This window comes from Agrobacterium sp. LY4, from assembly GCF_001526585.1.
Lineage (GTDB): Bacteria > Pseudomonadota > Alphaproteobacteria > Rhizobiales > Rhizobiaceae > Agrobacterium > Agrobacterium leguminum.
In genome coordinates, this window is sequence record NZ_ASYA01000001.1 from 175,460 (window position 1) to 187,273 (window position 11,814).

Genomic DNA, 11,814 nt, shown 5'->3' on the forward strand with positions numbered 1-11,814 from the left:
TTCGTCACGCGGAACGCCGGGAGAGGGCCGCTTCACGGCTGCCGACATGTTTCCGCTCTTTAAGGACATCATTAACGCGGCCCGGATTGACATCGAAACTCGCTGCAATCCGGTTCTGGAATTCACCCTTCCAGTGGCGAAGCCAAATCTGGATGGCGTCATCAAAAGTGAGCGTGTAGCTCGGCATATTGTCGTTGGTCATTATATTCTCCTGACTACGACGGAATGCCCTCTTGAAACGGAGACCGGAAAATGCGATTCTGAAAGTGTTAAGTGCTTCAGATATCGGCATTCCCAGTTATTCCGTCCAACGGATTTGGGCTTGTCCGCTGACACCATGGGTCACATTTCAGGTCGGGTACCAGCCTTCCTGCTTTGTGGCCCTTTTTGTTACTGCCAACCGCGACGGTGCTCTTGGGTGTGGTTGGCTGCCCCTCTTCTAATCATTGCGATTCTCCTGATCTCTTTCATTTGATAATATCATTCGGGTTGCTTGGCAATAAACATTCGGGTAGGATGTAAAAATTATCGCGATAATGAGTGATAGTGGTTTTGAGGAATGTTATGGCTGATGAAGAAAACGGGAAATTAGCGCCGCAACAGCGTAGTCCTGCGTATCCTTACATATCGCTGGATCTGGCGATAGAAAGAACGAAACGAATTTTTACAGAGATTCGTGACCACCCGCAACCAAGGGAGGTTCTAGCGAAGGCATATGGAAAACCGGTGACGAGCAGCGCGACGATCCAAACGTTTGCTACGTTGCTGCAGTATGGTTTGCTCGAAAATGTTTCCGGCCCAGCACGGAAAATGCGCGTGTCCACGCTTGCTCAAGGAATTCTAAATCCACATGCCCCACAAGAGAAAGTGCGGCAAGGATTAAAGGCAGCAGCGCTCAATCCTCCGATATTTTCTGAGCTTTGGTCCCGTTTTGGCGATGCTGTTGGGCTGAACGACAGCGTTCCTCTTTACTATCTCACGTCCGATAGGGGGCATGAACACGGAGGAGTATTTACCGACAAGGCTGCATATGAAGTGCTTCGTGTTTATCGGGCAACTTTATCATTTGCCAATATAAACAGCGAAGCGGGCGCTGACAGTAACAACCAACAGGAGGTTTCGCCTCAAGCAAAAATAGGGGCTAAAGTTGGCGATTTTGTTCAAGTAGAAATTGGCGGCGCATTCCAGCTAAAAGAGCCAAAGCGGGTTGAGAAAATTCAGGAACATGAAGGACGCCTATGGGTTTTCCTCGAAGGTGAAAAAACTGGAGTGGAGATAGGACAGGTCGTTGTTCAAGAGACCGGTAATGTATCAGAAAAAGTAGTTTCGCCTCCTGTGCGTGATTTACCTGATAGCGATAGTCAGGTACCGGAAGGGTGGAGCGAGGAGAGCTTGATCGATGATGGTGGCGATGAGATACGAATACGCTACCGTGGCAAAGCAACGGTAGCGCGCTACGAATTCATTCGAGATTATCTCGACTTTAAGATCCAAAGGCTCGAAAAAAAGTCGACTTAGCTTATTCGTCGTTCATCTTCAAAGCGGCGATGAAGGCTTCCTGCGGAATTTCCACCTTGCCGAACTGGCGCATGCGCTTCTTGCCTTCCTTCTGTTTGTCCAGAAGCTTGCGTTTGCGCGTCGCGTCGCCGCCATAACATTTCGCCGTCACGTCCTTGCGCAGCGCGCGTACGGTTTCGCGGGCGATGACCTTGCCGCCGATGGCCGCCTGGATCGGGATCTGGAACATGTGCGGCGGAATGAGTTCCTTGAGCTTTTCGCACATGCCGCGTCCGCGCCGGTCGGCCGCCGAGCGGTGAACCAGCATGGAGAGCGCATCAACAGGATCGCCATTGACGAGGATCGACATCTTGACGAGATCGCCTTCGCGGTAATCGATGATGTTGTAATCGAAGGAGGCGTAACCCTTGGAGATGGATTTCAGCCGGTCGTAGAAATCGAACACCACTTCGTTGAGCGGCAGTTCATAGGTGATCATCGCACGGTTGCCGACATAGGTCAGCTCCGTCTGCAGGCCGCGCCGGTCCTGACAGAGTTTCAGGATGCCGCCGAGATATTCGTCCGGCGTCATGATCGTCGCCTTGATCCACGGCTCGCGGATTTCCTTGATCTTCACCACGTCGGGCATGTCGGCCGGGTTGTGAAGTTCCTTCTCCGTGCCATCGGTCAGCGTCATTTCATAGACGACCGAAGGTGCCGTCGCGACGAGATCGAGATTGAACTCGCGTTCGAGACGTTCCTGAATGATTTCGAGATGCAGCAGGCCGAGGAAGCCGCAGCGGAAACCGAAGCCGAGGGCGGCGGAGGATTCCATTTCGAAGGAGAAGGAGGCGTCGTTGAGGCGAAGCTTGCCCACCGCCGCGCGCAAATCTTCGAAGTCGGCCGCATCGACCGGGAACAGGCCGCAGAACACAACGGGCTGCGCCGGCTTGAAGCCGGGCAGGGCCTGCGCCGTCGGGCGCTTGTCATCGGTAATCGTATCGCCAACACGCGTATCGGCGACTTCCTTGATTGAGGCGGTGATGAAACCGATCTCGCCGGGGCCGAGGCTGTCGACATTGACCATCTTCGGGGTCAGCACGCCAACGCGTTCGATGCCGTATTTCGCGCCCGAACCCATCATGCGAATCTGCTGGCCCTTGCTCAGCACGCCATCGATGACGCGCACCAGAACCATGACGCCGAGATAGGTGTCGTACCAGCTATCGACCAGCAGCGCCTTCAGCGGTCCGTTTTCGCCGACTTCGCTCTTCGGCGGCGGCAGACGGTTGACGATGGCCTCCAGAACGTCGGGAATGCCAAGACCGGTCTTGGCGGAAATCATCACGGCGTCGGAGGCGTCGATGCCGATCACCTCTTCGATCTGCTCCTTGATACGGTCGGGTTCGGCCGCCGGCAGGTCGATCTTGTTGAGCACGGTGACCAGCTCGTGATTATTGTCGATGGCCTGATAGACGTTGGCGAGCGTCTGGGCTTCCACACCCTGCGATGCATCGACCACCAGCAGCGAGCCTTCGCAGGCCGAAAGCGAGCGGGACACTTCGTAGGCAAAGTCGACGTGGCCGGGCGTGTCGATGAGGTTCAGCACATAGGTCTCGCCGTTATTCGCCTTGTAGTGCAGGCGCACGGTCTGGGCCTTGATGGTGATGCCGCGCTCGCGCTCGATATCCATCGAATCGAGAACCTGTTCCGACATGTCGCGCTCGGCAAGGCCGCCCGTCGACTGGATCAGCCGGTCGGCCAGCGTCGATTTGCCGTGATCGATGTGGGCAACGATCGAGAAGTTGCGGATATGGTCCAGGGGCGTGCGGGTCGAATTTGTGCTCATGTCCCGCGCTATAGCAGGGGCTTGTCACACCGCAAAGCGGGAATTTGGTTAAAAGCCTTTTAAAATGGGCTTTTCAGATCGCAAATTGCTCCGGCCAGTCGCGCCGGGTGGCAACCTGTCCCTCGGTGCGAAGCCTTGCGACGGCGGCAAGATCGATATCGGCGATGAGAAGCGTGCGCTGTGTCACCGCATCGCTTTCGCTTTCCGCGACGATACCGGATGCCGGCATGCCATAGTCCGAAGGCACGTAAAGGGCGGCGCGGCCGCGATTCTCATCGACGGCGGGAGACCAAGGGGCCTCGCCCGCGGTGGGGGAGGAGAGGATGGCATATTGGTTTTCCAATGCCCTGGCCTGCGCGCCTATCCGCACCCGGTAAGCGCCCGCCAGCGTGTCGGTGCAGCTGGGGGCGAGAACGAGTTCGACGCCGAGCTCCGCCAGTCTGCGGCCCAGCATCGGGAACTCGTTGTCGTAACAGATGAGGATGCCGAGCCTGCCTATCGGCGTGTCGAAGGCTTTCAGGCCCTCGATGCCGGCATGAATGTTCCATTGCTCCCGCTCGAAGCGGGTCATGATCTGCTTGTCCTGATAACCGATCAGCCCATCCGGGCCGAACAGCCATGCGCGGTTGCGGAATTGGCCGTCCGGATCCTTCACCGGCGCACTGCCCGGCTGGAAGAGGATTTGATGTTGCCGCGCCAGCTCCTCGCAAAGCTCTACCCAGGAAGGGATCAACGGCTGTATCTCTTCGATGGAACGATGCAGATCGGAGCGCGCGGCGGGTGGCAATTGCCCGGTTAGCGCCATGGCCGAATATTCAGGAAGCAGCAGCAACTCAGCGCCTTTTTCCTTCGCCTCGCGAACAACGGCGGAAAGATGCGCGGCATAAGCCTCCCATGTCTCGATCAGCTCGATGGCATATTGGCTGGCGGCGAGGCGTGTCATTTGTCTCCGTCTCCGGCAAGAATGGTCTTCATCCAGAAGGACAGCGGTTTCGGGCTTTCAACGCTTTCGTCGAGGTCCTGCCATGTGAAACTGGTGCGCAGTTCCGGGTGATGGCTATAACCGCGCTTTTCCCAGAAGGCGTTCAGCGGAACGTAGTCTGCCGGCCGTCGTGGATGGTCTGCGGGCCGCTCCACCGCGCAGAAAGTGCACCGCTCGAAGCCGAGCCGCCTTGCATGCGCCTCCCGTTCCTCAAAGAAGCGCACGCCGACGCCATGGCCGCGATAGCCGGGCAGCAGCACGCTTTCACCGAAGTAGAATATCCGGTCCGGAGCGTAACCCGCTTTGACGAAGGGCGTCTTTACCTCTTCGGTCTCTGCCGCCATCGGCATGCCGGTCGACATGCCGACCACTTTGCCGTCATCAAGCGCCAGCACGAAAACTGCGCCGTCCGTATCGGCATAGGTCGCGAGATAGTTGCGCTCATAGTCCAGCGAGCCATCATAGAGATAGGGAAAGGCGCGGAATACTTCGATCCGCAGCCGCGCCAGGTCATCGAAATAGGGGACGGCGTCGATGCCGGAAAGAGACTTGATTTCGACGGTCATGGGCATTTTCACTTTCGGTTGCACTGGTTATACCGTCATGGAAAACCCGCGCAAGCATTGAACGGAGAAGACGATGACCGCTGCCGAGACCATCCGCGCCTATTACGAAGCCTTCAACCGTCAGGACATGGATGCCTTTCTGGCGCTTCTTCATGATGAGGTCGTGCACGACATTAATCAGGGCAAGCGCCAGACCGGCAAGGCCGCCTTCGCCTCCTTCATGGACCACATGAACCGCTGCTATAAGGAAAATCTCACCGACATGGTCATCATGGCGAGCGAAGACGGCAGGCGTGCTTCCGCGGAATTCATCGTGAACGGCGAATATCTCGCAACCGATGAAGGTTTGCCCGAAGCCGATGGCCAGAAATACGTCCTGCCAGCTGGTGCCTTCTTTGATCTCAAGGACGGGAAAGTTAGTCGAGTAACGAACTACTATAATCTGAACGACTGGATTGCCCAGGTCGGCGCCTGAGACACCCATTTTGCTGCCAAGCAACCGGCGGCAAACACGATGATCAATTTCCACTATCATGGATATTGACTCCATCATATGAGAGTGCAATTCTCATATGATGGAAAACGAAGATCATATTCTTGAACGCTCTATCGGCGAGCGGATCAAAACATTGCGGGCTGAAAACGGCCTAACGCTGGAACGGCTCGCGTCCGAATCCGGCGTCAGCCGCGCGATGATTTCCCGCATCGAGCGTGGAGAAGCGAGCCCCACGGCCTCGCTGCTGGCCCGTATCTGCGCAGCCCTTGGCTTGTCGCTTTCCGGTTTCTTCGCCGAAAACGAAGAGGCTGTTTCCCCGCTCATGAAAAAGCGTGATCAGCAGCTCTGGAAAGATCCGGAGACCGGTTATGTCCGCCGCGCCATTTCCCCGCCGCGTGTGGGATCCGATGTCGATATCGTCGAAGTCGAATTTCCGCCCGGCGCGCGCGTGGGTTTCCCACCGCATGCGGCAAGCCGGGGGATGACGCAATATGTCTGGCTTTTCGAAGGTGTGCTGGAAATGACGAGCGGCGGAAACGTTCACCGGCTGGAGCCCGGCGATTGCCTTTTCATGCCTGTTGGAGAAGGGCATGTCTTCCACAATCCTTCCGAAAAATCTGCCCGTTATGCCGTCGTGCTGGATCAAAAACAGCGCTGATTTTCCCGACAGGAGTTCATATGACCACCATCCGCGTGTTGAACGGACAAGAGACCATCGATGTCTTGCCCGAACTCTGTCAGGTTCTGGCTGCCTGCGTGAACGGCGGCGCATCCGTCGGCTTCATGTTGCCTTTTTCGCCGCAGGATGCGCAGCCTTTCTGGCAAGCCGTTGCAGAAGCGGCAGGCGAGGGCAGCACCATTCATGTGGTGGCGGAGGTGGATGGCAGGGTGGTGGGCACCGTTCAGGTCGGACTTGCCTCCAAACCCAACCAGCCGCATCGCGGCGATCTGATGAAGCTCCTCGTGCATCCGTCCGCGAGAGGCCTCGGGCTTGCCCGCAAACTCATGCAAAAGGTGGAAGAGGAGGCGGCGAAACGTGGTCGTACCCTTTTGGTGCTGGATACGGCCACGGGCAGCGATGCCGAGGCGATTTATCCTCATCTCGGCTGGGAGCGGGTCGGCGTCATCCCCGATTACGCTTTGTTTCCGGATGGACGCTTTTGCGGCACGACCCTGTTTTACAAGCGGATCGGCTAGGCCTCTTAGTCTGCCGCCTTACTGACCCGGCTTAAGCGTGCGGTTGAAGGCGGCAGCGATCATTGTCTCCAATTGCGCGTGAATATCCGCACGGTCCCTCAGTCCGGCCGGTTCGCAGATCGGATCGCGCTCGCCGACGGATTTGAGAAAGGCGTCGGCATCCGGTTTGCACAGCGGCAGGAAGCTGAAATGATTGGCCTCGTCTACCTGCTGATAGGTCGCGCTGGGCACTTCATCCGCGAGTTTATCCGCAAGCACGGCAGGCGGAATTTTGCCCTTGCTGCCCAGATTAATGAAGGTCAGTGGAATATCGATCTGCTTCAGGCTGTCAGGCTGAAAGGCGAGCGCCAGACCGGGATCGACCAGCACGGCGGACCGAATACGGGGATCGCGGTTCTGCTGCTCGAAACGGGCCTTGTCGAGGGTTCTGAGATCGAGCTTCGGCACGTCGACCGCCTCGCCATTGAGATAACCCCGGCCACCGGCGAACCATTGGCAATCCATCATCGTGGAATAGTCTTTGCAATAGCGCGCATAGGCATCGAGATCGGCGCGCGCACCCGAAATCTCCATCGCCGCGCTGCCGCCGAGCGAAAAGCCGAGCACGCCAATCCTTTGCGCGTCGATCGCACTCGACCATTTGCCCTTTGCCGTTAGAACAGTGACAATCGTGGAGAGATCGTCCGTTCGCTCCCAGATTTTCGGCGTGTCGGCGGGTGTGGAATCGCCGCTGGTGGTGCCGGGGTGGTTGGCTCCCGCCACAATGAAACCTTCGCTCGCAAGTTTCGCGGCTATCCACGCCATGCCGGACACTCGTGAACCCGAGCCGTGAGACAGAAGCACAAGCGGCAGCCGACCCGGTTTCACGGCGCCATCCTTGACCATTGGCGTGCCCTGAAAAATCCGGTCATCGCCGGAAAGCGTCTGCGTACCCTTTCCGTCGGATGGGTACCAGATTGTGACGGCCAGGTCCTTGCCGCGTGCTGGCGAATGAATGGTGGTTTCGCTGACGCCGACAGCCTCGCCTGCAAGAACAGGCTGGGTGACGAGAGCGGAAAACAGGATGGTCGTGATGGTGGTGATGGGGCGCATGAAAACCTCGTGCGGTTGGAAAGAACGGGGTTCAATCTGCGCCGCGACATGTTTTTTGCGTCCTTGATCGTGTTAAAGGTCGTCCCGAAACGCGATCTGGTCCATGAATTGGCGATATAGGCCGTTGTTCCGGGGATATTCATTCGTGCTGTTCATTCCGCTACCTTTCGTCGTGGCGCTTCTGCTGGTTGTCATGTTCATCGTTTTCTTGCGAGGCGGAGACGATGTGCGAACCAATCGGGCCTTTCTGACGCTGATCGCGCTTTGTGCCCTGCAATCCGTCCTTGTCGGCCTGCGCTGGGGGTATGGTGTCAGCGAAACCCGTTATGTTTTGCCGGTCCTCGCCGCCTGCCTGCCGCCGCTGGTCTACATTGCTTTTCGTGGGCTGATGAGAGTGGCGGCGGAGAGCAGGATGGTGATGCTTGCCAACCTCGTCCTGTCGCCTTTGCTCATCGTCATCATGGAACTCACCTTGCCGATGGCGATTGATCTTGCGCTGATCGTCATCTTCGTCGGCCACGCCATTGCCCTGCTTCTTCTTGGCAGAAAGGGCCCGGATGGGCTGGACGAGGCGCAATTTGCCAGCGTCACCTCGGCGCACCGGGCGCTTATTATCGCTGCCATCGCTCTTTGTGTTTCTGCCCTATTCGATCTTCTGGTGTTTTTCGATTTCGAATGGGCGCATGGGCAGAATGTTGCAGCGCTGGTCAGCAATGCCAATCTTTTCGGCCTGCTGCTGATTGGCCTCATGGCTGCTCTGGCCGGCAGGAGCAAGGCGCCGCAAACAGCCACGGAACCTGTCGCGGAATTGTCAGCGTCGGCGGAGCCATCGGAACAGGACCGGGATATCGTTGCAAGGGTTGATCGGCTGATGGAGACGCAGGCGCTTTACCGTGATGAGAACCTCAACCTGTCGCGGCTTGCAAGACGCCTCGGCCTGCCGAGCCGGCAGATATCGGGCGCGATCAACCGCTCGCTCGGCGTCAATGTCTCGCAATATGTCAACCAGTTGCGCATCCGCGAAGCCTGCCGGCTGCTGGAAGAGACGGAGCAATCGGTGACGACGATCATGCTGTCCTCCGGCTTCCAGACCAAGTCCAACTTCAACCGCGAATTCCGCCGCGTCACCGGCATGAGCCCGGTCGACTGGCGGGAGCGTGAAGTGTGGAAGCTGGTCTCGCCAAACAAAACGGCCACCCGGCAGATGCCGGATGACCGTCTCAAGATCGTCGGAAAATGATGGGGATCAGAGCGTGCCGTTGCGCTGCTGGATCATCATGTAGGTGTCATAGGTATATTCGGCGATCTGGGCCCAGAGATAGGCATCTTTCTTGAAGGCCTGCTGGCTCTCGTAGATCTTCTTGAAGTTTTCGTTCTTGGCCGAAATCTCCGCATAGGTGTCCTGGGCCGCCTTGTGGCAGACATCGAGGATTTCCTGGCTGAAGGGGCGCAGGATGGCGCCCTGCGCCACGAGTTCCTTCAGCGCCTTCGGATTGCGCGCATCGTAACGTTCCAGCATGCTGGCGCTGCCGGCGGCGCAGGCGTCTTTCAGGATGCGCTTGTAGTTCTCCGGCAGCTCATTGAACTTCTGCAGGTTCACGAAGGCATGCACGGCCGGGCCGCCTTCCCACCATGCCGGGTAGTAGTAATATTTCGCGACCTTGTAGAAGCCGAGTTTCTGGTCGTCATAGGGGCCGACGAATTCGGTGGCGTCGATTGTGCCCTTTTCCAGAGCCGCATAGACATCGCCGCCGGCGATCTGCTGCGGTGTCACGCCAACCTTCTGCATCACCTGGCCGGTCAGGCCGGCGATACGCATCTTCAGACCCTTCAGGTCGTCGATGGTGTTGATTTCCTTGCGGAACCAGCCGCCCATCTGGGCACCGGTATTGCCGAGGAGGATCGAGTAGATATTGTGCTGGGCAAGGAATTCATTCAGCAACTCGTTGCCACCGGCCTGATTGAACCAGGCATTGGTCTGGCGTGCATTGAGGCCGAAGGGAACCGAGGTTCCGAGCGCGAAGGTCGGATCCTTGCCAACGTAATAATAAGCGCAGGTATGCGCCATTTCGACGGTTCCGGCCGTTACCGCATCCGCCGCCTGAAGCGCCGGCACGATTTCACCGCCGGCAAAGTGCTGAATGACGAAGTTGCCGCCGGAGGCTTCCTTGACATGGTCGGCGACGATCTGGCCCGCGCCGAACAAAATGTCGAGGCCCTTGGTGAAGGACGACGTCATGCGCCAGGTGATCTTGGGGTTTTCCTGTGCGATGGCCGGAGCGGCAAGCGCCGTTGCGGTAACACCGGCGCCGAGAGCGCCCGCCTTGCGGATAAATGATCTGCGATCCATGTCGATAAGCCCTGCTATGTCTGCATATTACAGGCGAACCGCACGGTACGCCTCCCGCCGGCTACTAATCATTTATCCCTGCAGCCATCAAGAGGGAATGTTTGAAACTTGCGTGATCTCCGGTGATGCTTGGCGAATATTGCTTCGTCACGTCTTTCCGCGTCACTTGCTTCGCATCAACGCCGGGTCGTCCATTGCGGGATTGTAAAACAGTGAAAGCGTCAGGCTTCTGGCGATGCGTTCCGCCGTTTCCATGAACCAGCCATGGGCCTCTCTGTTCGGCGCGATGTCATCCAGCGTGGCGGAAAAAAGCGCAAGCCACTGCGGAAAAAGCTCCGCCGACATGCCCTTTACGCCGAGATGCGCCTGCACGGGCTTGCCGCCATAGCCGCCATTCTTGAACGCGACAGCCGCCCAGAACTGTTTCATCCTGGCCATATGCTCCGGCCAGCGCCCGGCAAGCCGCGCATCAAAAACCGGGCCGAGCGTGGGATGTTCAAGAACGCGGCCATAAAATGTTTCCACCAGCAAATCGATGAAACCGGCATCGACGCCGATCTCCGCCATGGCTTTTTCCGCCCTGTCCTGAATTTCCGCGCTGTGGGCGGCTCTGGCCGCAACGTCGTTCTGCATGGTGTTTCCTTTTTGGCGAATTTACCCCGCCGCGATGCCGCCCGCAATGCGACCCTTTGCCATATTAGAATTATTCTAAGATGGCTTGATCCTGCTGCAGCATGGATGTATTTAGAATTATTCTAAAAAAGGTTTCAGCCATGTTTCGCAGTCTTTTTTCCCTGTCCAAACGCCCCTTTTCCTCCCTCGGTGAGCAGGAAATCCTCGCGCTCGCCATTTCGTCTGAAGAAGACGATTCCCGTATCTATCGCTCCTATGCCGATCATCTGCGTGCACAATATCCGCAGTCCGCAAAAGTCTTCGATGATATGGCCGAGGTCGAGCAGCAGCATCGAAACGTGCTGATCGACATGCATCGCCGCCGCTTCGGAGAAACCATCCCGCTAATCCGCCGCGAACATGTGCGTGGTTTTTATGAGCGCACCCCGGACTGGCTGGTGAAGAACCTGTCGCTCGAAAAAATCCGCGCCCAGGCCGAATTGATGGAAGCCCAGGCGATCCGCTTCTATGATGAGGCCCTCAAGCGCACCAGCGATGCCTCGACGCGCAAGCTCCTCGGCGATCTGGCCGAGGCGGAGCGGGGTCACGAAGACATCGCGCAGATGCTGGAAGAAAAACACCTGGATGAAAACGGCAAGACCGAAGAGGCGGAAACCGCAAAACGGCAATTTCTTCTGACCTATATTCAGCCGGGTCTTGCGGGGCTTATGGATGGCTCCGTCTCGACGCTTGCGCCGATTTTCGCGGCCGCCTTTGCCACGCAGGATACCTGGCAGACCTTCTTGATCGGCCTCTCGGCCTCCGTCGGTGCGGGCATCTCCATGGGTTTCACCGAGGCCGCCCATGATGACGGCAAGCTTTCGGGCCGCGGTTCTCCGGTAAAGAGGGGCCTGGCTTCGGGCATCATGACGGCCATAGGCGGTCTCGGCCATGCCTTGCCCTATCTCATTCCGCATTTCTGGACAGCGACGGCAATTGCCGCCGTCGTCGTTTTCGTGGAACTCTGGGCCATCGCCTTCATTCAGAACCGCTTCATGGAAACGCCGTTCCTGCGCGCGGTGTTTCAGGTGGTCCTCGGCGGCTCACTGGTGCTTGCGGCCGGCATCATCATCGGTAATGGGTGAAAAAAGAAAGAGCCCGCAATAGCGGGCT

General features: G+C 57.7%; 13 protein-coding genes. 6 read left to right on the forward strand and 7 right to left on the reverse strand.

Annotated features, from left to right (window positions below; genetic code table 11):
• Window positions 1-4 precede the first annotated feature (4 nt).
• Complete coding sequence (locus L904_RS00855) at window positions 5-202, reverse strand: hypothetical protein (RefSeq protein WP_020808455.1); 198 nt, start codon at window positions 200-202, stop codon at window positions 5-7.
• A 362-nt stretch (window positions 203-564) separates the two neighbouring features.
• Between L904_RS00855 and L904_RS00860 the strand changes: the two genes are divergently transcribed.
• Window positions 565-1,518: a hypothetical protein gene (locus tag L904_RS00860; RefSeq protein WP_020808456.1), complete on the forward strand. Its 954-nt coding sequence runs from the start codon at window positions 565-567 to the stop codon at window positions 1,516-1,518.
• Window position 1,519: 1 nt separating this feature from the next.
• Here the strand turns inward: L904_RS00860 and lepA are convergent, their stop codons facing one another.
• The 3 genes from lepA to L904_RS00875 form a co-directional block, all read right to left on the reverse strand.
• Window positions 1,520-3,358, reverse strand: a complete 1,839-nt coding sequence (gene lepA / locus L904_RS00865; protein WP_035264582.1) for a translation elongation factor 4 — start codon at window positions 3,356-3,358, stop codon at window positions 1,520-1,522.
• Between the two features lie 61 nt (window positions 3,359-3,419).
• Window positions 3,420-4,289 (reverse strand): carbon-nitrogen hydrolase family protein, encoded by an 870-nt coding sequence (locus L904_RS00870; RefSeq protein ID WP_020808458.1) that lies wholly within the window; start codon window positions 4,287-4,289, stop codon window positions 3,420-3,422.
• The gene (locus tag L904_RS00875) at window positions 4,286-4,894 is read right to left on the reverse strand and encodes a GNAT family N-acetyltransferase (protein WP_020808459.1); all 609 of its coding nucleotides are present in this window, start codon (window positions 4,892-4,894) and stop codon (window positions 4,286-4,288) included. Before L904_RS00875 ends, L904_RS00870 begins: the two co-directional genes overlap by 4 nt.
• A gap of 73 nt (window positions 4,895-4,967) precedes the next feature.
• Here L904_RS00875 and L904_RS00880 point away from each other — a divergent pair, with 73 nt between their 5' ends.
• The 3 genes from L904_RS00880 to L904_RS00890 all read left to right on the forward strand — a co-directional run bounded on the left by L904_RS00880 (window position 4,968) and on the right by L904_RS00890 (window position 6,587).
• Window positions 4,968-5,369, forward strand: coding sequence for a ketosteroid isomerase-related protein (locus tag L904_RS00880; protein WP_035264585.1), 402 nt, complete (start codon window positions 4,968-4,970; stop codon window positions 5,367-5,369).
• A 97-nt stretch (window positions 5,370-5,466) separates the two neighbouring features.
• On the forward strand, window positions 5,467-6,048 hold the full coding sequence (locus L904_RS00885; protein WP_020808461.1) for a helix-turn-helix domain-containing protein: 582 nt from the start codon (window positions 5,467-5,469) through the stop codon (window positions 6,046-6,048).
• Window positions 6,049-6,068: 20 nt separating this feature from the next.
• Window positions 6,069-6,587, forward strand: coding sequence for a GNAT family N-acetyltransferase (locus L904_RS00890; protein WP_020808462.1), 519 nt, complete (start codon window positions 6,069-6,071; stop codon window positions 6,585-6,587).
• An 18-nt stretch (window positions 6,588-6,605) separates the two neighbouring features.
• Here L904_RS00890 and L904_RS00895 read toward each other — a convergent pair whose 3' ends face one another.
• Window positions 6,606-7,679 carry a dienelactone hydrolase family protein gene (locus tag L904_RS00895; protein WP_020808463.1) on the reverse strand — a complete coding sequence of 358 codons (1,074 nt, stop codon included), beginning with the start codon at window positions 7,677-7,679 and terminating at the stop codon, window positions 6,606-6,608.
• Window positions 7,680-7,824: 145 nt separating this feature from the next.
• Here L904_RS00895 and L904_RS00900 point away from each other — a divergent pair, with 145 nt between their 5' ends.
• The gene (locus L904_RS00900; protein ID WP_031233329.1) at window positions 7,825-8,919 is read left to right on the forward strand and encodes an AraC family transcriptional regulator; all 1,095 of its coding nucleotides are present in this window, start codon (window positions 7,825-7,827) and stop codon (window positions 8,917-8,919) included.
• Window positions 8,920-8,925: 6 nt separating this feature from the next.
• Here L904_RS00900 and L904_RS00905 read toward each other — a convergent pair whose 3' ends face one another.
• The gene (locus L904_RS00905) at window positions 8,926-10,029 is read right to left on the reverse strand and encodes a TRAP transporter substrate-binding protein (protein WP_020808466.1); all 1,104 of its coding nucleotides are present in this window, start codon (window positions 10,027-10,029) and stop codon (window positions 8,926-8,928) included.
• A gap of 162 nt (window positions 10,030-10,191) precedes the next feature.
• Window positions 10,192-10,662, reverse strand: coding sequence for a group III truncated hemoglobin (locus L904_RS00910; RefSeq protein WP_020808467.1), 471 nt, complete (start codon window positions 10,660-10,662; stop codon window positions 10,192-10,194).
• 140 nt (window positions 10,663-10,802) lie between these two features.
• Between L904_RS00910 and mbfA the strand changes: the two genes are divergently transcribed.
• Window positions 10,803-11,786, forward strand: a complete 984-nt coding sequence (gene mbfA, locus L904_RS00915) for an iron exporter MbfA (protein ID WP_020808468.1) — start codon at window positions 10,803-10,805, stop codon at window positions 11,784-11,786.
• Window positions 11,787-11,814 lie beyond the last annotated feature (28 nt).

Excerpts from the sequence above, each read along its gene's own strand:
- L904_RS00855 (WP_020808455.1), bottom strand. The coding sequence starts at position 202 with ATGACCAACGACAATATGCCGAGCTACACGCTCACTTTTGATGACGCC.
- L904_RS00860 (WP_020808456.1), top strand. The coding sequence starts at position 565 with ATGGCTGATGAAGAAAACGGGAAATTAGCGCCGCAACAGCGTAGTCCT.
- L904_RS00870 (WP_020808458.1), bottom strand. The coding sequence starts at position 4,289 with ATGACACGCCTCGCCGCCAGCCAATATGCCATCGAGCTGATCGAGACA.
- L904_RS00875 (WP_020808459.1), bottom strand. The coding sequence starts at position 4,894 with ATGACCGTCGAAATCAAGTCTCTTTCCGGCATCGACGCCGTCCCCTAT.
- L904_RS00880 (WP_035264585.1), top strand. The coding sequence starts at position 4,968 with ATGACCGCTGCCGAGACCATCCGCGCCTATTACGAAGCCTTCAACCGT.
- L904_RS00885 (WP_020808461.1), top strand. The coding sequence starts at position 5,467 with ATGATGGAAAACGAAGATCATATTCTTGAACGCTCTATCGGCGAGCGG.
- L904_RS00890 (WP_020808462.1), top strand. The coding sequence starts at position 6,069 with ATGACCACCATCCGCGTGTTGAACGGACAAGAGACCATCGATGTCTTG.
- L904_RS00895 (WP_020808463.1), bottom strand. The coding sequence starts at position 7,679 with ATGCGCCCCATCACCACCATCACGACCATCCTGTTTTCCGCTCTCGTC.
- L904_RS00905 (WP_020808466.1), bottom strand. The coding sequence starts at position 10,029 with ATGGATCGCAGATCATTTATCCGCAAGGCGGGCGCTCTCGGCGCCGGT.
- L904_RS00910 (WP_020808467.1), bottom strand. The coding sequence starts at position 10,662 with ATGCAGAACGACGTTGCGGCCAGAGCCGCCCACAGCGCGGAAATTCAG.
- mbfA (WP_020808468.1), top strand. The coding sequence starts at position 10,803 with ATGTTTCGCAGTCTTTTTTCCCTGTCCAAACGCCCCTTTTCCTCCCTC.